This is a genomic window from Pseudodonghicola xiamenensis DSM 18339 (genome assembly GCF_000429365.1).
Classification (GTDB): Bacteria; Pseudomonadota; Alphaproteobacteria; order Rhodobacterales; family Rhodobacteraceae; genus Pseudodonghicola; species Pseudodonghicola xiamenensis.
Genome location: NZ_AUBS01000001.1, coordinates 581615 through 602612 on the forward strand (window position 1 = coordinate 581615; position 20998 = coordinate 602612).

Below are 20998 nucleotides of genomic sequence, written 5' to 3' on the forward strand. Positions count from 1 at the left end.
GATGTGACACCGTCCTGCGCCGATCTTTTGCACAAAACAAAGGCACTATTCCCGGGCCAGGCAGAGAATTATCTGCTTTGATGTTGACCACAACGTAACCCTTTCGTAACGTTGGTTCATAACTAAGTCGGCCGGTCCGACGGGGAGACACCATCGTTTGAAGGGGGGGCTGTGACGGCCCCCTTTTTTCATGCCTTCCCGTTATTCCCCGCTCCGGTCCGATGCCCGACATCGCTGCAACGGGCGGTCGGAACATTTCCGCGTGTGCATTGCAATTGATCCTGAATTGCCCCTGACAGGGACCGGGCGGCATGCTAGAGCAGGCTAGGCAGCCACAGCATAAAGAAGAGATTTTCAATGTTGAAAACCCTCACCTCTCTCTCCGTCCTGGCGCTGGTCGCGCTGAGCGCGCCGGTTCTGGCCCAGGACAGCGAGACCACGGCGCCCGCTGCAGGGCAGTCGGACAATGCCGACAATCCCCTGGACATGGGCCAACCTGCGGATACCACGCCGCAGCTTGGTCAGCGCTATTCCAAGGAAAAGATCGGCGATTGGGATCTGGCCTGCGTCAAAAGCGAAGGCGACAAGGACCCCTGTTCGTTGCTGCAGGTCCTGCACGATCCGAAAACCGACAACCCGATGGCGGAATTCTCGATGTTCCGGATCGAAGGCAAGGGCCAGGCTGTTGCCGGCGCGACGGTGATCGTGCCGCTGGAAACCTTGCTGCCGGCGCAGCTTACCATCTCGATCGACGGTGCTCCGGGCAAACGCTATAATTATTCCTTCTGCAACCCCTATGGCTGTGTTGCGCAGATCGGCCTCACCGAGACGGATATCAGCGCGATGAAACAGGGCACCACGGCGATCCTGTCGCTGCGCCCCGCCCCGGCGCCGGATCAGGTCGTGACGCTGAACCTGTCGCTGAAGGGCTTTACCGCCGGTTTCGACAAGGTCGATGTCGTCAAGGAATAATTCCTGACGCCGCTTTGCAAGAGAAACCGCCGACCCTTTCGGGCCGGCGGTTTTCTTTTGTCGCGGTAGTAGCGGTTATGGCAAGGACCGCGAAAGAGGGGTCAGATCCGGCGCAGCGCCAGCACCGCGTTCAGCCCGCCGAAGGCAAAGGCGTTCGACAGCGCCACATCGACCCTGGCCTCGCGGGCCTCATTCGGCACCACGTCGAGCGCGCATTCCGGATCAGGCTCTTCATAGCCGATGGTGGGCGCGATCACCCCGTCGCGCAGCGCCATGATACAGGCCAGAAGTTCGACCGCGCCGGTGCCCCCGATCAGATGGCCATGCATCGACTTGGTCGAGGAGATCATCAGCTCGTCCGCATGCGGCCCGAAGACATCGGCCACGGCGGCGCATTCGGTCTTGTCATTGGCCGCGGTGCCGGTGCCATGCGCATTGATATAGCCGACCGCATCGCCGTTGATGCCGGCATCGGCCAGCGCGCCGGCCATCGCCCGTGCCGCGCCCTGTTTCGAGGGCATCACGATATCGGAGGCGTCCGAGGTCATGGCAGAGCCAACCACCTCGGCCAGGATTTCGGCGCCGCGTTTGCGGGCGTGTTCATATTCCTCGAAGACAAAGATGCCGGCCCCCTCGCCCTGCACCATGCCGTTGCGATTGGCGCTGAACGGACGGCACGCGTCCTTGGACATCACTCGCAGCCCTTCCCAGGCCTTGACGCCACCGAAGCAAAGCATGCTTTCCGAGCCGCCGGTCACCATCACCGGCGCCGCACCGGAGCGCACCAGTTGGAAGGCCAGCCCCATCGCGTGGTTGGACGAGGCGCAGGCGGTCGAGACGGTGAAGCTCGGCCCCTTGAGGTTATATTGCATCGACACGTGGCTGGCGGCCGCGTTGTTCATCAGCTTGGGAACGACGAAGGGATGTACCCGGTTCTTGCCGTCCTCATAGACCGAGCGATAGTTGTCGTCCCAGGTGGAGACGCCGCCACCGGCGGTGCCCAGCACAACGCCCGAACGCGCCGCAAGTTCACCATGGAACTCCAGCCCGGCCTGGCGGACCGCTTCTTCCGCGGCGGTCAGCGTGAATTGGGTGAAACGATCATAGAGGGAAATCTGCTGGCGATTGAACCGGCCCTCGGCTTCGAACCCGCGCACCTGGCCGCCGATCTGGATCGCCAGCCGCTCCACATCGCGGAAGTCGAGCTGGCCGATCCCGCAGCGCCCCTCGCGCATGGCATCCAATGTTTCGGGGACCGAATGGCCGAGCGAGTTGATCGTGCCCGCGCCGGTGATGACGACACGTTTCATTCCTTCATCTCCCCCTCACGCGCATCAGGATTGCGCGGCGATGAGTTTGTCGATCCCCGCGATGATGGCCGCGACATTGGAAATGTCGAAATCGCTCTGGCTGGGTTCATTGGCGTTGAAGGGGATCGAGATGTCGAACTCCTCTTCAATTGCGAAGATGCTCTCCACCAGACCGAGACTGTCGATGCCCAGCTCTTCCAGAGTGCTGTCTTCCGACACATCGGAGGGGTCCAAAACGGCCTGTTCGGCAATGATGGCGATAACTTTGTCGCGGGTGCTCATCGGGCCTCTCGGTGCTGCTGTGCTGCGGCTGATTTACTCGGTCGAACCCAGTTTGGAAACAGCCTTTTTAAGCGCCGCGATATCCTTCAGCAAACGGGGAAGACGGCGCTGCGCCTTGTAGATTTCGGTCTGGGTTTCCATTTTGACGCCCGGATAGCCCATCAGCACGCGGCCCGCTGGCGCATTCGACAGGATCTTGGTGCCGCCGGCGGCGATCACCCCGTCGCCGATAAAGATATTGTCGACCACACCGGTCTGGCCGCCCAGAACCACGTTGTTGCCGATCTCGACCGAGCCCGAGATGCCGGTCTGGCCGGCGAACAGGCAATCGTGGCCGGTACGCACGTTATGGCCGACGTGGACCAGATTATCGAGCTTGCAGCCATCGCCGATCTGGGTGTCGCGGATGGTGCCGTTGTCGACGGTGGCATTGGCGCCGATCTCGACATCGTCGCCGATGCGCACGGCACCCAGCGAATGGATGCGCACCCAGGCCTGCGCCTTGGCCCCGGCCTGATCGCCCATGGTCTTGCGTACGTTCTCGGCGCCGGACACCTCAGGCGTGACATAGGAAAACCCGTCGTTGCCGATCCGGGCACCGGGCTGGGCCATGAAGCGATCGCCGATCTTCACCCGGGCGCCAATGCTCACCATCTCGCGCAGAAAGGCGTTTTCACCGATCTCGGCATCCCAACCGATATAGCAATGCGGCCCGATCAGCGATCCGGCACCGATCTTGGCCCCTGCAGCGATCACCGCCAGCGGCCCGACCGCGACGCCCTCGCCCAGCTCAGCCGTCGGGTCGATTACCGCCGAGGGGTGAATGCCGGCGGCAAAGCCCTGCCCCCGGTCCATCATCCGGGTCAGCCCGGACATCGCCATGCGCGGACGCGGCGCCAGGATGACCGCACTCAGCCCCAATGCCTGCCAGTCGGCATCGGGCCAGACCATGGCAGCCCGCGCCTTGCCCTGGCCCAGGGCCTCGGCATAGCGGGGCGACATCGCCAGCGCCAGATCGTCTGGCCCGGCGGCGCCCGGTTCGGCCGCCCGCGTCACCCGTAGGGAGGCGTCGCCCCGGGTTTCGAAGCCCAGGGCCTGGGCGATCTCTTCGATGGTATAGCTGCTCATATCCGGTCCTGCGTCTTGCTTGGACCCGTGCTTACCCCTGAACCGAGCCCAGAGTCACCCCCGCCTGTTGCAACGCCTGCCAGATCTCGGCATCGCGACCATAGACGTCACGGCGGAACTCCGCCCGGCCACGCCCGTCGGTGAAGGCGGTGCGATAGATCAGATGAACCGGCACCGGCGTTTTCAGCATGACCTTGGTTTCCTTGCCGGTGTCCAGGATCGACTTGAAATAGGCCTTGGGATCGTCCACCTGCGGCGCCAGCAGCGCATAGGCGAAATCGAAGGGATCAGATAGCCGGATACATCCGTGCGAGAAGGCCCGCACCTCGCGATTGAACAGGTTCTTCTGCGGGGTGTCGTGCAGGTAGATGTTGTATTTGTTGGGGAACATGAACTTCACCCGCCCCAGCGCGTTGCTCGCCCCGGGCGGCTGACGCATGGCAAAGGGGAAGGACCGCGCCGAATATTGCGAGAAATCGGCATCCGCGCGGCTGATCTTGCGGCCACGGCTGTCGGTGATCTCCAGGTGTCCGGCCGCGCCCGGATTGTTGCGCAGCTTGGGCAGATATTCGTTCACCACGATCGAGCGGGGCACATACCAGCTCGGGTTGATGACCATATGCTCCATCTCGTCCGAGAATTCGGGGCTGCGGCGGTCATGGGCATTCTTGCCGATCACCGAGCGGGTTTCAAAGGTCACCCGGCCATGGTCGATGATCTTGGCGCTGAAATCGGTCTGGTTGACCAGAATATGGCGTTCGCCCCGCTCGTGGTTCAGCCAACGCTCTCGCTCCATCGCCACGATGATGGACTTCAGCCGGTCCTCGACCGGCTGGTTCACCTCGCTCAGGGTGCCGGTTCCGGCGATGCCATCGGGTTCGAGCCCATGCGCCTGCTGAAAACGCTGTACCGCGGCCTGCAGCGCGGCGTCATATGTGCCGGTGGCGCTGCGGTCCAGATACCCCATGGCGATCAGCCGGTTTCGCAGCGCGATGACCGCCGGACCGCTGTCGCCGGGTTCGATCTTCTGCGCATTGACCCGCGGCCCCCAGCCGCCGTGCATCATCACATATTCCAGCCGCAGCTTTTCCTTCATCAACCCACGATATTCCGCCGTCATCGGCGGCAGGTGGCGCAGATAGGCCTGCGGCTGATCGCTCAGCGCGAATTCGTTCAGATAGCTTTCGCGGTCATGCAACGGCACTTCGCGCTTGATGTCGGGAACCACCTTGCCGGGCGTCAGTATCCCGGTTTGCACATCCTTGGCATAGGTGACGAAGGCCCGGCTCAGCGCCACTTCGACCTCGCCCAGATCGCGGGTGGTCCTGACCGCCGCCATCTGCGCCTTGAGCCCCTCGACGTCATAGCGCGCCTCGGGCAGGCCCTGTGCGGCGGCATTGGTCAGCACATCAAGAAAAGCGGCGCGGCGCTGGCGGGCCTCATCGCCGGGATCGGTCCAGATCGGCTGGTAATCCCGATCGCGATAAAACGCGGCGACGGCATCATCACTTGCCGCCGCGGCGGCCACCGCCTGCTTGAATGCGGTCACCTGTGCCTGAGCTGGCAAAGCTCCGCTCAGTCCCGCGATCCCGATTGAGCAAATCGTCGCCAACAGGGTCCTGCGCAGCAAAGGGCGGAAGGAAGACGTCATAATCAAACCTCTGGTCACATCATTCTGACAACTCATGTGATGCGCGATCTGCCGACAACAGGTTGCATCAATTCGGTTTTATGAGCTTTCAAGCTGCGATGCGCAATGTCCATTCACATTTGGGTCAGTACCGAAAACGACGCCAACGTGATGCTTGACCACCTCTTGCGGGACAGAGAATCAGTCGCCTGACAGGTTGCGTCGCGACTGGAAAGGGGGAAATTGCGCGAAAAATCGCCGAAAATCGCCGCTGTGACAGGGATGAAACAATCCGTGCTTGGCTCACGATTCCAGCTGTGGCATTCCTTTGACATCTGGGGATGGATTGGAACCGCGCGTAACATCGCGCAACGGCAGGACTATCGTACGGGACAGCGCTAAGAAATGGCAGAGCATAAAGGCACGGGTTTCACCCGGCGCGCCCTATTGGGCGCATTCGCGGCAACCGCAGTAGCGGCAGCCCCCACCTACTCCCAAGCAGCAGGCTTCCTTCGTGGCGGCGGCGACATCCGAAGACTGAAGATGTATTCCGGTCGCACTGGCGAAAAGCTGGACATGATCTACTGGATCGACGGAAATTACATCAAAGACGCCGTCAAGGAGATCAACTACTTCATGCGCGACTGGCGCGTCGATCAGACCAAGTCCATTGATCTGCGCACTATCGACATCCTGGCCGCCGCGCATAACCTTCTGGATGTTTCCGAACCCTATATGTTGCTCTCCGGCTATCGCAGCCCGCAGACCAACGCCATGCTACGGTCCCGCTCCCGCGGGGTTGCCAAGAATTCCCTTCACATGAAGGGTCAGGCTGCCGATGTGCGTCTCGGGTCGCGCAATGTCAGCCAGATCTCGCGCGCGGCGCTGTCGTGCCATGCCGGTGGTGTCGGGCGTTACAGCCGGTCGAACTTTGTCCATATGGACTGCGGCCAGGTCCGCAGCTGGGGCGCCTGATCCGTCATCCCGCCCCTTGGTTCCGATCTGTACGGCCCCCGCTTTGCGGGGGCTTCTTCGTTTCCGGTTGCCGGGCTTTACCAGACGCGGCGCGGCATCGTAGACAGGCGGCCGATCCGGTTTTCCATCGCAGGCCCGACTGAATGCCCCCAACCCTTTCCCCTTTTGCCCGATCCCGGCGCCGCCCCTGGGCAGATCCGCGATGAAAAGAGCGGTTCAGATCGGCGTCTTCGTGACGCTGGCCCTCGGGTTGCATGGGCTGGCGGTGGTGATCTGGACCGCCACGTCGGATGGCGGCGCGCAATCGGGCGGAGCCTCGGGGGAAAGCCTGGTCTCGATCGAGGGCGCCACACCGCAGCTTGCCGCGCTAGTGGAAAGCTGGCAGGCGCCACCGGTGTCGCCAGAGGCTGCCCGCGCCCCGAACCTGACGGCGCCGGCCCCGGTCCAACCGCGTGCCCGGGCCCCCGAGCTGCCGCGCCCGGAGCTTGCCGCCCTGCCACCGGTGCCGTTGCCCCCCGTCGCCCCTGCCAGTGCGCAGCGCGATCAACCACCTGCGCCGATGGCGCTGCCGGTGATGGCCCCGACACTGTCGCAAGCCCCGTCGCTGCCGCAACCCGCCGCCCCCGAGGAAAGCCGGACGGAAAGCCTGGCACCGCCGCCGATGGCGGATCAGGCGCCGTCTTTGCCGCGCGAGCAAGCCATGCCGGCCGCCCCGGCCGCGCCCACGCCCCCGGCGTCGTCCCTGCAGACGGATCCGCAGTCAGGCCCGGCCCCCAAGGCGCGGCCGGCCTCGGCCGGGGTGGCCGCGCAACGCGCCGCCGGCAGTGGTGGCGGCCCTCAGGCCGGAGAGCGGAATACATCGCAGGCCGCCACCCTCTCCGCCGGTGAACGGCAAAGCCTGATGGCCAATTGGGGCGCCACGCTGCGCGCCAAGATCGAACGACGCAAGCGCTTTCCGGTTACCCGCACCCGTGTCCGCCATGGCCGGGTGATCCTCAAGCTGCGGGTTCGCCGGGATGGCGCGCTTCTGGGGGTGGCGATTCAGAAATCCTCGGGCGATGCGGCGCTCGACACAGCGGCGCTCGACGCGGTCAAGCGCGCGGCGCCCTTTGCCGCCGCGCCCAAGGCGCTGCCGGGCCCGTCCTTCCTGTTTTCGCTTCCGGTCAGCTTCCGCCGTTAAGCTGCGCCCGCAGGCCCGCGATCAGTTCGGGGTCCAGGGTCAGTTCGCGTTCGGCGATTTTCAAAAGCCGCTCATCGACAGGCGGAGGGCTCAGGTCCACGCCGTCGGACAGCGCCTCCAGAATGATGCGCATCGCGGCGATCCGACCATATTTCTTGTTGTTCGAGGGGATGATCGACCAGGGCGCGCCATCCCACGAGGTGCGGGCGAACATTTCGTTCGCGGCGGCCTCATGTTCGAGCCAATGACCCCGGTTGCGAAAATCCTCATAGCTCAGCTTCCAGCGTTTCAGCGGGTTTCGCAGCCGTTCTTCGAAACGGCGCATTTGTTCGTCCTGAGAGATATGGAAAAACAGCTTCACTACCCGGGTGTCGTCTGCCACCAGCGCCTTTTCGAAACTGACGATCTCGTCATATGCGGCCCGCCAGCGGGCTTCGGGCGTCAGCTCTTCGACCCGCTCGACCAGGACACGCCCATACCAGGATCGGTCGAAGACCGAGATCGCCCCCACCGGCGGCAAGCGCTCCATGAAGCGCAGCAAGTAATGGCGCTCGAGGTAATAATTTCGCGGCGCCCCGATCGGCCAGACCTTGAAGCTGCGCGGATCGAAGGCCTGCGAGATCCGGCGGATGGTGCCCCCCTTGCCGGCCGCGTCCCAGCCCTCGAAGACGATCACCGCCTTGAGGTTCAGCGTCAGATAGGCCTGCTGCACCATGGCAAGCTGCAATTGCAATTCGGCCAGCGCGGCCTCATAGGCCTCCCTGTCCATCGAAAGGCTCAGATCGGCCTGATCCAGATGCGGCGTGTTGTCTTTTGTCATCGTTTTGTTCTCCGACAGCCAAACCGATAAGGCCGGTCGGCGGGGTCAGTGCAACCGGCATCTGTTTCCGGGCGCAGCGCTGTCATGCCTCAAGTTCTGGCAGCGTGGCAGTGGCGGGCGGCGAAAGGAAGTCTGCCGCGGCCCCGTCGCGCAGCACCACATTCTCCTCATGAACCATGAGACGCCCGGGCGCCAGCTCGATCGACGGCTCCAGCGTGATCACCATGCCCGGCTGCAGGATCGTGTGATCATCGGGGATCAGGGATAGGCCTTCGGTCAACTGCATGCCCAATCCATGGCCCAGGCGACCGCCACCCGGGTTTCCGTGAGAGGCCAGGTGGCTGGCCAGGATCCGGTGCAGTCCGGCAGCGGTCTGCCCCGGTCGCGCGGCCTCGGCGGCCTCATGCACCGCCGCGACCAGAGCGGCATGCGCCGAGCGGACCGGGGCCGGAGCTGGGCCCAGGGAAAAATTCCTGTCGAAATCGCAGAAATACCCCGCCCGCGTCAGCCCGGTGTCGAGCATCAATACATCGCCCCGACAGAGCGGTTCGGGCCCGGCAGGAGAGATCACATCCTCATATCCGCCCGGCCCCGCGGCGCCGGCGAGATAGGGCACGAAATCGGCGCCCTCCTCAAGGCACAGCCGCTGAAAGTCGCGGAACACCCGGTTCAGCGGTACCCCGGCGCGGGCCACCTCGGGGACACGCCCAAAGGCGCGGTCCGCCACCGCGCAGGCGGCGCGGATCAGCGAAATTTCGGCATCCGACTTGATGGCGCGCAGATCGGCGACGATCCGGGCGCCATGGGTAAAGGTCAGCCCGGAGCGCGCGCGCAACTGCTCCCAGTCGGTCAGCGGCATCCGCAAGTAGGTCTCGGGCCCCATCGGCACCCCAACCCGCGCCTTCGGGCCCAGCAGTTCGGTCAGCGTATCGGCCAGGAGGCTGACACCATCGTCACCGGGCAACGGCGACGGCCAGCTGCGGATATCCCGGATCCAGGTGCGCGCCATCAGAGCCGAGCCGATCGCAGGGATCACCGCCACCGGATTGCCCGCCGCCGGCAGGATCAGGAACCAGGGCCGCGACGGGCTTTCCCAGAAGCGGGTGAGAAAGCCGGAGAAATATCGGATGTCGGCCTCGGTCGTCAGCAGCAACGCATCGAGATCCGCCGCCCCCATGCGGCGCTGTGCCCGTTGCAACCGGTCCTGATACTCGGAAACCGGAAAGCTCATTCCGGCCCCTCGCTGAGGACGAACAGGATCCGCGCCTCTGGTGGCAGCATCCCGGCCCGTGTCATTGCCAGGGCACCGGCCAGACCGGCGGCGGCCGACGGAGTGCTGGCCAGATCCACCTCGGTGGCCAGCCTGGCCCCCGCCTCGCCCTCGGCCTCGGTGATCATCAGAAAGCCGTCGGCCTCCCGCGCCAGCCCCTTCAGCGCGATCAACGAGGGTTCCTTGCAATCGAGCCGCCCCATGGCCGACACGCTCCCCGAGGCGACGACAGGCCGCCCGGCGGCGATCGAGGCCGCCAGCGCCGGCGCCTGATCTGGTTCGACCACGGTGATTTCGGGGCCATCGCCCCAATGCACGCGCGCCAGCACCGCCACCGCGCCGGCCAATCCACCAACGCCGGCCTGCAAAAACACATGACTTGGCGGTTCAGGCATCTGCTGCGCCGCCTCCTCGATCAGCACCAGATAGCCCTCCATCAATCGATGTGGCCGGGTGACATACCCAGGCCAGGAGCTATCGGATAGAAGCTGCCAGCCGTTGCGCTCCGCCGCCTGCGCTGCCGCCGCCATGCTGGCCTCATAGGTCGCGCCCTCGCGCAGGACCAGGGCCCCCTGATCGCGCAGTCGCTGGGCGAAACGCTCCGGCACGGTCTCGGCGATAAAGACCACAGCCCGGGCACCAAAGGCCCGGGCGCCCGCGGCGACCGACATGCCGTGATTTCCGGCGCTGGCGGTGACATAGGTCTGCCCCGCCGCCTTCCCCGCCTCGGCATCGCTGGCGATCACATAGGCCGCCCCCAGCGCCTTGAAACTGCCCAGCCCCATGCGGCTGCGTTCATCCTTTACCCAGACCTCGGCAACACCCAGCCGGGAGGCCAGTCCGGGAACCGGACAGAGCGGCGTCGGCGCATAGGCCGGACAGCGCCTGATCAGCGCCATCGGTCGGGCGGCATCAATCGAAGGGGCCGGAATCGCGTCCAGGGCGGGCAGGCCCCGCTGCTGGCCGCGAAAAGGGTTTTCAAGTCGCTTCATGGGGGCAGCGGAGCCGAAGCGCCCGGGCGCGGTCAAGAAATTTCCGGCCTTCAGAGGGCTTTCCAGCCGGCGCGCGGCATGAAAGCCGCAAGATGGCGGCGTGCCGGCCCGGAGCGGTCGGACAACAATGGCGACGGGGCCGACCGGGGCGATCAGACCGCCGGGTCTGGCTGCCCCTCCGGGTCGGCAAGCGGGACGTCTATATAGAAGGTGGTGCCTTCACCCAGACGGCTTTCATACCGGATCGCGCCGCCCATCCGCTCGATCAGGATCTTGGCGATATGCATTCCCAGACCGGAGCCGCCCGATACTTTCTTGGTGCCGCTTTCGACCTGATTGAACCGCCCGAAAACCTGATCTTCCTTGCCTTCGGGAATGCCGATGCCGTGATCGCGAATCGCAATGCGCAGATGTGCACCGGACAATTGCGCGGAACATTCCACCTGACCACCCTGGGGCGAGAATTTGACCGCGTTGCTCACCACGTTTCCCACCACCTGCTTCAGACGATCCGGATCCGCCCGCAGCGTCCTGTTCACGGTGCCGAAAAGACTGACCAGCCTGACATTGGCCTGTGCGGCGAAGGCTTCGTATTCCTCGATCAGATCGCGCAGAAAGGTATCGGCATCCAGATCCTGCGGCACCAGGTTGATCGTGCTGAGATCGAGCTTTTGCAGATCCAGCACATCGTCGACCAGTTTCAGCAGCCTCAGACTGTTGCGTTGCGCAATGGTCAGCACGTTGCGCAGCGCCGGGCTGATGTCCCCGGTCGCACCATGCAGTGCAAGCTCCAGCCCACCCTTCACCGAGGTCATCGGCGTGCGCAATTCATGGCTGATCATGGCGAGGAACTGCGATTTGGCATGATTGGCTGCCTCGGCACGGGCCAACGCCTCGCGCAGGGCTTCGGCCGATTGTTCCCGTTCGGTGATATCCACCAGCGAAACCGTCCACCCCAGCTGCGGCGTTCTGGTGCGGATCGGGCTTTCGATCGGCAGGATGCGGGGATCGAAGATGCGCCCGCTGAGCCGGATCGGCTCGACATGGCCCAGATCGCCGCCCTGCAGAAAAGACCGGATGAGCGGACCGATTTTCTCGAGACAATCAAGCGGCCTGCCATGCATAGGCAGTTTGGTGCCGAACATCGCCATCGCCGCCGGGTTCGCCCCGGCGAATTGCCCCTCGGTGTCTATGATGATCACCGGATCCTGAGTGGCATAGAACAGCAGGCTGCGTCCCTGCGCGGCGGTGTCCATCATCGTGTCATTCAGCAGTAGCCAGCTCAGCGCGATAAGCGAGACGGCAAACATGAATGGCGTCGGATCAAAACCGAAGATGGTGACGCCCCAGCCGACATAGGCCAGATTGGCCGCCAAGGGCGCGATGGTGATCACGATCAGCACGCTCAGGAACGGCCGGATAATCGCCTTCGCCCTGAAGAAGGCATAGCCCAGAACCCCCAGCGCGCAGGAGACGAAGACATAAAGCACGGCGGCAACCGCGAAGAACAGTGGTCCGTGGTCGAAAACGACGAAAGTCTCAGTGCCCTGGGTCACAAGCCGGGTTTCGCTGCCGTAAAGCAGATGGGTCCAGCGGTTGGTCAGAGCAATGATCCCGGCCAGACCGGGCAGGCCGATATAGAGCAGCAATCGCAGCGGCTGGCGTCCCGGATGCGCGCTCATGGTATAGTCGAAGACGAAAAAGGCCCAGGCGATCGGCACCAGTGTGATCCCGGGCCAGGCCAGTAGTGACCAGTCCATCTTGCAATGCTCGCTTTGTGAGGCCAGGTCGAAGGTCGCGGTCAGCAACCACCATAGCATTGCCGCCAGGGTCAGCACGAAGGCGGCCTTCCCGGCAAAGCGATTGTTCCTGACCACAGAGACCAGAACCAGGGCACAGACGGCCCAGAGTACAGCGGCAGAGGTGGAGGCGAAGCTGAAGTCCAGCTCTGTCAGGCAGGCCATGGTCTAGCGTAAGAACCTGGATCTGCGCAGAGCGCGGAGGAGAGGCGAGATCATGTTCAAAATTCTTCGGATTGACGCCGTCGGCTTCCCAATTCGGACAAAATCACTGGGGCCTGATGACGTAAGGTAGGCGACGAGAACGCTAAAGTGCGAAAATTTTTAAAACAAGGCGGAAAGAGGTGGTGGAACTCACTCCTCTCGCAACGGTTTCAGTCTGCCCGGTCCCGGGCACGATGTCCAGCGCGGCATGAGGGCCCCCTCGCCCCGCCCATTGGGGCCGATTGCCGTGGCAATGTCCAGAGTCTCGCCCAGCCGTGCAAGCGAGCTGAAAACCCCGCGCCATGGGCGTTCTGCCGGTTCTGGATGATCGGGCTGTCGATGGATGGCCCGCGGTTGGAGAGGTTTCGGGGCAGGTTTCAAATCCTGCGCGCGCTCTTTCCCAGCTCCATCCGGTTCAGCCGGATCAGCGCATCATCGGGATCGCGTCCAGTGCGCGGCACCACCCCCGGCTCCGTTGCAGGAGGTGGCGCATGGTCCGATCTCGGTGAGGGCGTAACGCCTAGGCCCGGCGCCTGCGTCCGCCGCCGCGGCCCCGGCGACCGCCGGTTTCCGCGCCTTCGGCCTCGGGCGATTTGTTGAACCGGATCCAGGCGCTGCCGTGGGCGTCGTGATTGCCAAGCAGATTGGCGGCGCGGATCGCCTCCATCTCCCGCCCCGGGCGGTATTGGGTGGAGCCCAGACCGAACAGGCTGCAAAAGCTCTCGTCATCCATCCCCTCGGGCAGGACGACCCCGGCGGCAGCCACTTCGGCGCGTTTCTCTGCAATGGTCTTGGCGCCGACCGGCAGCGCGCAGGGGTTCATGATGGCGCTGGTCATCCCGGCCCCCATCGCCATCGGCAGAAAGGCGTTGTTGATGCCATGCCGGTTGGGCAGCCCGAAAGAGATATTGGAGGCGCCACAGGTGGTGTTCACCCCCAGCTCCTCCCGCAGGCGCCGGACCAGGGCAAAGACCTGCTGCCCGGCCGTGGCCATGGCGCCGATCGGCATCACCAGCGGATCGACCACGATGTCATGCGCCGGAATGCCGAAATCGGCGGCGCGTTCGACGATCTTCTTTGCCACGGCAAAGCGCACGTCCGGATCCTCGGAAATCCCGGTGTCGTCGTTCGAAATCGCCACCACCGGCACGTTGTACTTCTTGACCAGCGGCAGAACCAGTTCCAGCCGCTCCTCCTCGCCGGTCACGGAATTCAAAAGCGGCCGCCCCTCGGCCGCGGCCAAGCCGGCCTCCAGCGCCGCCGGCACCGAGCTGTCGATGCAAAGCGGCACATCGACCAGCCCCTGAACCAGCTCGATGATCCTGGTCATCAGGGGCGGCTCGGTCTCATTCGGGTTGGGGTTGGAGTTATAGACGACGCCCGCGTTGATATCGAGCACATTGGCCCCGGCGGCAACCTGCGCCAGCGCGTCCCGCTCGACTGTCGAGAAATCGCCGGCCTCCAGCTCTGCGGCCAGCTTTTTGCGACCGGTGGGGTTGATCCTCTCGCCGATCACGCAGAACGGCTGGTCAAAGCCGATGATGGCGGTCTTGGTCTTGCTCTCAACGATTGTCCGGGTCATGGTTCCTCCCCCGTTTCTCAGTTCCGCCCGGCGGGAACGCCGGCGGCGCCACCATTGTCCCGAACCCATCCCGCATTTGCTTTGATCCCGCCAAGCGGGAAGAAATGCACCGCTTCGATATTGAACGCGGGATGCGCCGCCTTATGCGCCGCCAGTTCGGCGATCACCTCGGTCGGCTCATAAGGCAGGAGCAGCTTGGAAACATCCATCGCACGCTTCTGCAGAACCTTGAGCGACGGGCCAACACCGCAGGCGACGGCGAATTTGATCAGCGTCTGCAACTTGGCCGGTCCGGCGACGCCGATATGGATCGGCAGGTCGATGCCGGCAGCCGCCAGTCCTTCGGCCCAGGCGATGATCGGTTTGGCGTCGAAACAGAACTGCGTGGCCAGCGCCACCTTGGCATCGGTGCGCGCGGCAAAGGCCTGTTTCCAACGCAACGCCGCCATCACGTTATCCATGCCGCCCGAGGGGTCGATATCGCGGTTGCCCTCCGGGTGCCCGGCCACATGCAGCCGTGTAAACCCGGCCTTGTCGAAGAGACCGGTCTCCAGAAGCTGCATCGAACAGTCGAAATCGCCTACCGGCTGGGCCAGACCTCCGGCCAGCACCAGCGCCTGATCGACCCCAGCCTCGCCCTGATACATGGCGATCCAGTTTTCCAGCGTGGCGCGGTCTGCAATGATCCGGGCCGGGAAATGCGGCATCGGCGCAAAGCCCTCTCGCGCCAGCCGGCGCGCCGTGGCGACCATGTCCTCGATCGGCGTGCCGTCGATATGGGCGATATAGACCCGGGTGCCGGCGGGCAGAAGATCGCGGAAATCCTCAACCTTTTCTGCAGTGCGCGGCATCACCTCGATCGAATAGCCCCGCAGGAAGGCCTCGACCTCGTGAGCCACCGGGCGCGGGGCATCCGAGGCGCGTTTCCTGAAGTTCAACAAAGCCATGGCGGCCTCCCATAGATTGCGGCTCATGCCCAGCCGTCGTTGCCGATCAATGCCCGCAGGCGATTCTGGTCGTACTCGGCCTCAAGCCGTTGTGCTTCGGCCTCGGCCAGGGCCTCGGGCTCGCCCGTCAGGCTGTAGGGGGCTGCCCGCCGCCAATCGGCCAGATAGGCGTCCGTCCCTGCCGCGCCGGCCTTCATCGCGGCCCGGTCGATGGCCTGTTCGAACCGCTCGGCCAATTGCTTCTTGGCGCCGCGCCGTCCCTTGCCCACGATCACCTGGGCCGGGATGTCGCGCCAGAAAACGATCGTAACCTCCGGCATCCGCATGATTCCCCTGTCGCGTCCTGTCGCTTCCCCTCATCTCTACGGCACACCGATCCGGGCCAGAGGCCGGTTTTCGACGGAAACAGCACGTTCCGCGACCAATTCGATGCTCAGCGCCAGGCCCGGCCTCCGCTTGATCTTCGGGATCCCTTGCGCCCCGGGCTCCGAGGACATAGCTTGGGGTTAACTCGTAAATCGGAGGGCGTGTTCGAATGGCGCCCAAGCGTCCCACTGGTGCGGGCGCGTTCCCCAAAGCGGTCGAAAGCCCCGCGCCTGCCCTGCCCGATCCGGATGCGCTCTATGCGGCGCTGGATCTGGGCACCAATAGTTGTCGCATGCTCATTGCCCAACCCAAGGGCAGCGGGTTCCATGTGGTAGACAGCTTCTCGAAATCGGTCCAGCTCGGTTCCGGGCTCGAACGGACCGGGCGGTTGTCGCGTGCCTCGATGGCCCGCACGATCCAGGCGCTGAGAATCTGCCAGCAGAAAATCAAGCGTAACAAGGTCTGGCGCATGCGGCTGGTCGCGACCGAGGCCTGCCGGCGTGCCAAGAACGCACGTGAATTCATCCGTCAGGTCAAGCGGGAGACCGGACTGACGCTTGAGATCATCCAGCCGGAGGAGGAAGCGCGGCTCGCGGTGATCTCCTGCGCGCCGCTGGTCTCGACCAAGACGGAACAGCTCCTGGTGGTGGATATCGGCGGTGGCTCGACCGAACTGGTGTGGATAGATATCTCCTCGGTGCCGCGCCGCGACCGACCGGCAGCGATCATGCGGCTGCATGCAGGCTTTCATCCGCCCGAAAGCCCGTTTCCGGCCGCCAAGGTCGTCGATTGGATTTCGGTGCCTCTGGGGGTGGCGACATTGCGCGATCAATTCGCCGACGTAGAAGATGACGCGGCGCGGTTCGCCCTGATGAGCTGGTTTTTCGAAGAAAACCTGGCGGAATTCACCCCCTACCAGGCGATGCAGTCACGTGAGCACTTCCAGATCGTCGGCACCTCAGGCACGGTAACGACCGTGGCCGCCTCGCATCTGGGGCTGAAGCGCTATGACCGCACCAAGGTTGACGGGCTGCGTATGACCTCGGATCAGATCGACAAGGTGATCCGTTCCTATCTGGAGCTCGGCCCCACCGGCCGGCGTCGCGACCCCCGCATCGGCGAGGACCGCCAGGCGCTGATCATGTCCGGTGCCGCGATCCTTCAGGCGCTGCTGCGCTGCTGGCCGACAGATCGGCTTTCGGTCGCCGACCGGGGTCTGCGCGAGGGCCTGCTTTATGCTCAGATGAGCGCCGACGGCGTGCTCGAGGACGGGCCGTTCTGAGGCGTCATCGGGGACAGGGGGCTGTCTGCCCCCTCGCGGCCCCAGGGGCGGCTCACCCCGAGGATATTTGAACCAGATCGAAGGTAGGCGCATGTTTTCGCTTTCGACCTGGAGAAAAATATCCCGGGGGAGTCGCGGCGGATGCCGCGGCGGGGGCAGAGCCCCCAATCCCGCGCCCGGCTTGCCGGGCGCCGCTATTGACGCTATCGGGGCGGCGACGGAGAATTGAGACCATGGCCAAGAATACATCCGGGCGCGGACAGCGCGATCTGACAGTCAAGGTGAAGACCGCGCGGGGGCGCAAGCTGTCCTCGACGCGCTGGCTGCAGCGTCAGTTGAACGATCCCTACGTGAAGCGCGCCCAGGCCGAAGGCTTTCGGGGGCGCGCCGCCTTCAAGATCATGGAGCTGGACGACAAGTTCCGCTTTCTGGTGCCCGGCGCGCGGGTGGTCGATCTGGGCTGCGCGCCCGGGGGCTGGCTGCAGGTGGCGGTGCCGCGGATCAATGCCCTAGGGGAGAAGAAGGGCAAGGCGGTGGGGCGCATCATCGGCATCGACCTGCAAGAGGTCGAACCGCTGCCCGGTGCCGAAATCCATCAGCTCGACTTCATGTCAGATGGTGCGGACGAGCAGATCAAGGACTGGCTGGGCGGCCCCGCAGATGTGGTGATGTCGGACATGGCCGCAGCCTCTTCCGGTCACAAGCAGACTGACCATTTGCGCATCATCGCGCTTTGCGAAACCGCGGCTCATCTCGCCTTTGATGTGCTGGATGAAGGGGGCACTTTCGTTGCCAAGGTTCTGGCGGGGGGCGCCGAGGGCGAGCTGCAGAAGCTGCTGAAGCAGAAGTTCGACAAGGTTGCCAATGTGAAGCCGCCAGCCTCGCGTGCTGACAGTTCCGAGAAATTCGTCGTCGCAACCGGTTTTCGAGGCTGAGGCCCCCATCGCGCGGGCCCGGGCGGTGGGGGGTCAGCCCGCGGCCTGGCGTGCATCTTCGTGACGGTCTTCGGCGGGGGATGCGGCATCGTCTTCCATCAGCGCGCCGTTGTATTCTGCCCCGAAGATCAGGATAGCCGCATTGAAATACAGAAAGATCAGCGCCGACATCGCGCCGGCCAGACCGGCATAGGTGGCCGAATAGCTGGCGAAACGCGCCACGTAGATCGAAAACCCCCAGCCGGCGAGCCCGCCGGCCAGAACCGTTAACAGGATGCCAGGCAACAGCCGGCGCAGCCGGTGGCGACGCGGCGGCAGGATCAGATGGAAGGCGAAGACGCCCAGAACCGGCATTGCCGCAACGAACAGCCAACTGACGCCGACCCCGGTGAACCACGAGGTGACCTGGCCGGGAACCGCTGCGGTCAGCATGTTCGAATAGATCGGGATCACCAGATCGATCGCCACAGCCGCGATCACCAGCGCCGCGCCGGCGATCACCAGGGCGAGGCTGATCAGCCGCGTCTGCCAGAACGGCCGTGGATCGGTGTCGTGATAGGCCCGCGCCAGCGCGAAGCGCACCGCCTCGACGCCATTCGAGGCGAAATAGGCCGCAAGCACCCCGCCCACCGTCATCAGGCTGGAATGCGAACTGTCCAGAACTGCGCGCAATTCTCGTTCGATCGGCTCGGAGACCTCTTTCGGCCAGGAGCCGAGCAGCAGGTTGAACAAGTCGTCGGTGGGCATGTCGCTCGAGATCGCGCCGGCCAGGGCCACGATGAAGAGCACGAAGGGAAACAGTGCCATCATCAGGGACATGGCGACATGGCTGCTCATCACCCAACCGCCCTTTTCATTGAACCGTTTGGCGGCGCGGATCAGGGCCCGCAGCAGGCGAAGCGGCGTCAGGGGGCGGGACTGGGACTGAGGCTGTATCATGACCTTCCTATAGCGGCGCTTGCCGGACCGATCCACCCCGACGGGCGGCTTTGGGGCATCCTGCATTGCCTTTGGCGCCATTCGGCGGCACCATCCCCCGGACCATCCGGTCGTACCGAGCCTAACAGGGAGCCAAGCCGATGAGTGACCTCGAAGATTTCGCCGCCAAGATGAAGACCGCGCGGGACGAGTTGAAGGTGCAACTGCATCTTGGCAGCAAGGAGGCAGAACAGGAATGGGCCGCGTTCCAGGACCGCTGGGACCGCTTTGTCGCCGAGGCACAGCTTGAGACCTCGGTCGCGGAAATCAGCGATGCCACCCGGGAGCTGGGACTGAAACTCAAGGCTGCTTTCGACCGGATGCGCCGCGACTGATCTTATCTTTCCCCGGGGGCGGTCCGCCTGCCCCGCAGCCGGAGCGCCGTGCCATGTGGGTCATGCTGGGCAGCCTTGCTGTTGCCGCCTTCTATATCCTCTCCTTCGTCTTCGCCTATCGCGCCGCGGTCACGGCGCGCACCGCCCAGGGTGCGGTTGGCTGGGTTGTGTTCCTGCTGGCCATGCCCTTCGCGGCGGTGCCGGCCTATATGGTGCTGGGTCATCATCGGCTGCGCGGCTATATCGTTTCGCGTCGCGAGGCGCGGCAGGTGGTCGAGGCGATCGGCCGCGCCCGAGTGCGCCACGCCCCTGACCCGGACCGCAGCCAGGTCAACCTGGAGCCCTTCGAATATTGCGCCAACATGCCGGCGCTCAGCGGGAATGGGGCCAGGATTTTGGTCGATGGATCGGATGCCTTCCAGGCGATGTTCGAGGCGATCGACGCTGCCAAGCACTATGTTCTGGTGCAATTCTATATCATTCGCGACGATGCTCTTGGCCGAGCGCTGCGGGATCGCCTGATCGCGGCAGCGTCCCGCGGGGTCGAGGTGCGGGTGATGACCGACGCCGTGGGCAGTTTCGGCCTGCCGGGGCGTTATTTCCGGGGGCTGCGCGCCGCCGGCGTGCATGTGGCGCGCCGCAAACGCCGCCGCGCCCCGGCCTTCCGGTTCCAGATCAACTTTCGCAATCACCGCAAGACGGTCATCGTCGACGGCGAGACCGGCTTTACCGGCGGGCTGAATGTCGGGGAGGAATATATCGGCCTCGATCCCTATTATGGGCATTGGCGCGACACCCACATCCGGCTGCGTGGGCCGGTGGTGTCGCAGCTCCAACTCATCTTCGTCGAGGATTGGCATTGGGTCACCGGAGAACTGCCGCTGGCCGAACTGAACTGGAACGCACCGCTGGATGACGCGGATGCCACTGCGCTGATCGTCGCCACCGGCCCCGGAGACGAGAGCGAGAACGGCAACCTGCTGTTCTTCTCGGCGCTCGCCGCGGCAAAGGAAAGGTTCTGGATCGCCTCGCCCTATTTCGTGCCCGACACCGATATCCTGACGGCGTTGCGCCATGCCGCCCTGCGCGGGGTCGATGTCCGTATCTTGGTGCCCGACAAAGCGGATCACTGGATGACCTGGCTGGCCGCCTGGGCCTATTTCGACACCGTGCGCGAGGCTGGCGTGCGGGTTTTTCGCTATATGGATGGCTTCATGCACCAGAAAGTGCTGGTGGTCGATGATCAGCTTGCCGGCATCGGCTCTACCAATCTCGATAACCGTTCCTTTCTGCTGAATTTCGAGGTGATGGCGCTGTTCTTCGACACCGAGACGGCCCATCGCGTGGATCGCATGTTGCGGGAGGATTTCGAAAAGGCCGTCGAGATGACCGAAGGCATCGCCGCCCAATCCCTTCCGGTCCGCTACGCGGCACCGATCGCGCGGCTGCTTTCTCCGATACTTTAGGAAGGTTTATTAATCATATGATATTAAGTAATAATATAGAATTATATGAGGGCGTTTTATTTGCTTTAACTTCTGACGCAGTACATGAACGATCTCACCTTATACGTTATGATTTTTCACCAAACATCTGATATTGATCACTTTAATGGGGCATCAAAGTTGCGTTGAAGGCACTTCCTCAGATAGTCGTCATATTTCGCCTTCTGCTGCGCCTCGCGTCGTTCGCGGCTGGCAGCCCCAGCAAAGGGCGGTGAGGATTGGGAGCTTCCGCTTCCGCCTTTTGACACGCCGACCGCGACAGAGCCGCGCAACTCCAGATGCAGCCCGCCGACATCGGTGCTCAACCGCGGCGGACGATATCCGCTTAGCCGTTCGGCCTCGCTGCGGCAGGCCGCCTCTATGGCCCCGTTGGCCCGTTCGCCAGAGGCGGCCGGCCCCGCGAGGAGCGCAAGCGCGATGAGCGGCGCGGATAATCCGATGGCTCTTGTGCGTTTCATGTCGCCCAGCAAACCCGCCCCCTGTGCAAAGGTCAATCCGGGGACCGC

General features: G+C 64.1%; 20 protein-coding genes. 7 read left to right on the forward strand and 13 right to left on the reverse strand.

The window, feature by feature from the left end; genetic code table 11:
• Window positions 1–357: 357 nt before the first annotated feature.
• Window positions 358–972 carry an invasion associated locus B family protein gene (locus tag G455_RS0102720; RefSeq protein ID WP_028092271.1) on the forward strand — a complete coding sequence of 205 codons (615 nt, stop codon included), beginning with the start codon at window positions 358–360 and terminating at the stop codon, window positions 970–972.
• 101 nt (window positions 973–1073) lie between these two features.
• Here G455_RS0102720 and G455_RS0102725 read toward each other — a convergent pair whose 3' ends face one another.
• From G455_RS0102725 to G455_RS0102740, 4 genes are read right to left on the reverse strand one after another with little or no spacing between them, the layout of a single operon-like run.
• On the reverse strand, window positions 1074–2282 hold the full coding sequence (locus G455_RS0102725) for a beta-ketoacyl-[acyl-carrier-protein] synthase family protein (RefSeq protein WP_028092272.1): 1209 nt from the start codon (window positions 2280–2282) through the stop codon (window positions 1074–1076).
• Window positions 2283–2306: 24 nt separating this feature from the next.
• Window positions 2307–2564, reverse strand: a complete 258-nt coding sequence (locus G455_RS0102730) for an acyl carrier protein (RefSeq protein WP_028092273.1) — start codon at window positions 2562–2564, stop codon at window positions 2307–2309.
• Window positions 2565–2597: 33 nt separating this feature from the next.
• Window positions 2598–3692: a UDP-3-O-(3-hydroxymyristoyl)glucosamine N-acyltransferase gene (gene lpxD / locus G455_RS0102735; RefSeq protein WP_028092274.1), complete on the reverse strand. Its 1095-nt coding sequence runs from the start codon at window positions 3690–3692 to the stop codon at window positions 2598–2600.
• A gap of 31 nt (window positions 3693–3723) precedes the next feature.
• Window positions 3724–5343: a L,D-transpeptidase family protein gene (locus tag G455_RS0102740; RefSeq protein ID WP_028092275.1), complete on the reverse strand. Its 1620-nt coding sequence runs from the start codon at window positions 5341–5343 to the stop codon at window positions 3724–3726.
• 384 nt (window positions 5344–5727) lie between these two features.
• Between G455_RS0102740 and G455_RS0102745 the strand changes: the two genes are divergently transcribed.
• The gene (locus G455_RS0102745) at window positions 5728–6297 is read left to right on the forward strand and encodes a YcbK family protein (protein WP_028092276.1); all 570 of its coding nucleotides are present in this window, start codon (window positions 5728–5730) and stop codon (window positions 6295–6297) included.
• A 202-nt stretch (window positions 6298–6499) separates the two neighbouring features.
• Window positions 6500–7477: a TonB family protein gene (locus tag G455_RS25475; RefSeq protein WP_028092277.1), complete on the forward strand. Its 978-nt coding sequence runs from the start codon at window positions 6500–6502 to the stop codon at window positions 7475–7477.
• Here the strand turns inward: G455_RS25475 and G455_RS23185 are convergent.
• From G455_RS23185 to G455_RS0102790, 7 genes are all read right to left on the reverse strand, one after another.
• Window positions 7461–8297, reverse strand: a complete 837-nt coding sequence (locus G455_RS23185; protein ID WP_051312108.1) for a polyphosphate kinase 2 family protein — start codon at window positions 8295–8297, stop codon at window positions 7461–7463. The genes G455_RS25475 and G455_RS23185 overlap by 17 nt on opposite strands.
• Window positions 8298–8379: 82 nt before the next feature.
• Window positions 8380–9528, reverse strand: a complete 1149-nt coding sequence (locus G455_RS0102760) for a M24 family metallopeptidase (RefSeq protein WP_028092278.1) — start codon at window positions 9526–9528, stop codon at window positions 8380–8382.
• A complete protein-coding gene (locus tag G455_RS0102765) occupies window positions 9525–10559 on the reverse strand; it encodes a pyridoxal-phosphate dependent enzyme (protein WP_028092279.1) in 1035 nt (344 codons plus the stop codon). Before G455_RS0102765 ends, G455_RS0102760 begins: the two co-directional genes overlap by 4 nt.
• A gap of 152 nt (window positions 10560–10711) precedes the next feature.
• On the reverse strand, window positions 10712–12523 hold the full coding sequence (locus G455_RS0102770; protein ID WP_051312109.1) for a histidine kinase N-terminal 7TM domain-containing protein: 1812 nt from the start codon (window positions 12521–12523) through the stop codon (window positions 10712–10714).
• 559 nt (window positions 12524–13082) lie between these two features.
• Window positions 13083–14144 carry a methyltetrahydrofolate--corrinoid methyltransferase gene (locus tag G455_RS0102780; protein ID WP_028092281.1) on the reverse strand — a complete coding sequence of 354 codons (1062 nt, stop codon included), beginning with the start codon at window positions 14142–14144 and terminating at the stop codon, window positions 13083–13085.
• Window positions 14145–14161: 17 nt separating this feature from the next.
• A complete protein-coding gene (locus G455_RS0102785; RefSeq protein ID WP_028092282.1) occupies window positions 14162–15091 on the reverse strand; it encodes a methylenetetrahydrofolate reductase in 930 nt (309 codons plus the stop codon).
• A 23-nt stretch (window positions 15092–15114) separates the two neighbouring features.
• Window positions 15115–15411, reverse strand: coding sequence for a virulence factor (locus G455_RS0102790; protein WP_028092283.1), 297 nt, complete (start codon window positions 15409–15411; stop codon window positions 15115–15117).
• A 215-nt stretch (window positions 15412–15626) separates the two neighbouring features.
• On the opposite strand from G455_RS0102790, the gene G455_RS0102800 reads away from it, so the two are divergent.
• Window positions 15627–16739 (forward strand): Ppx/GppA phosphatase family protein, encoded by a 1113-nt coding sequence (locus G455_RS0102800; RefSeq protein ID WP_028092284.1) that lies wholly within the window; start codon window positions 15627–15629, stop codon window positions 16737–16739.
• Between the two features lie 233 nt (window positions 16740–16972).
• Window positions 16973–17674, forward strand: coding sequence for an RlmE family RNA methyltransferase (locus G455_RS0102805; RefSeq protein WP_028092285.1), 702 nt, complete (start codon window positions 16973–16975; stop codon window positions 17672–17674).
• A gap of 33 nt (window positions 17675–17707) precedes the next feature.
• On the opposite strand, the gene G455_RS0102810 is transcribed toward G455_RS0102805, so the two are convergent.
• Window positions 17708–18613, reverse strand: a complete 906-nt coding sequence (locus G455_RS0102810; RefSeq protein WP_051312121.1) for a YihY/virulence factor BrkB family protein — start codon at window positions 18611–18613, stop codon at window positions 17708–17710.
• Between the two features lie 140 nt (window positions 18614–18753).
• Between G455_RS0102810 and G455_RS0102815 the strand changes: the two genes are divergently transcribed.
• Together G455_RS0102815 and cls are read left to right on the forward strand one after the other, a co-directional pair.
• Window positions 18754–18987 (forward strand): hypothetical protein, encoded by a 234-nt coding sequence (locus G455_RS0102815; protein ID WP_028092287.1) that lies wholly within the window; start codon window positions 18754–18756, stop codon window positions 18985–18987.
• 53 nt (window positions 18988–19040) lie between these two features.
• A complete protein-coding gene (cls, locus tag G455_RS0102820; RefSeq protein WP_028092288.1) occupies window positions 19041–20453 on the forward strand; it encodes a cardiolipin synthase in 1413 nt (470 codons plus the stop codon).
• A 137-nt stretch (window positions 20454–20590) separates the two neighbouring features.
• On the opposite strand, the gene G455_RS0102825 is transcribed toward cls, so the two are convergent.
• Window positions 20591–20962, reverse strand: coding sequence for a hypothetical protein (locus G455_RS0102825; protein WP_154664324.1), 372 nt, complete (start codon window positions 20960–20962; stop codon window positions 20591–20593).
• Window positions 20963–20998 lie beyond the last annotated feature (36 nt).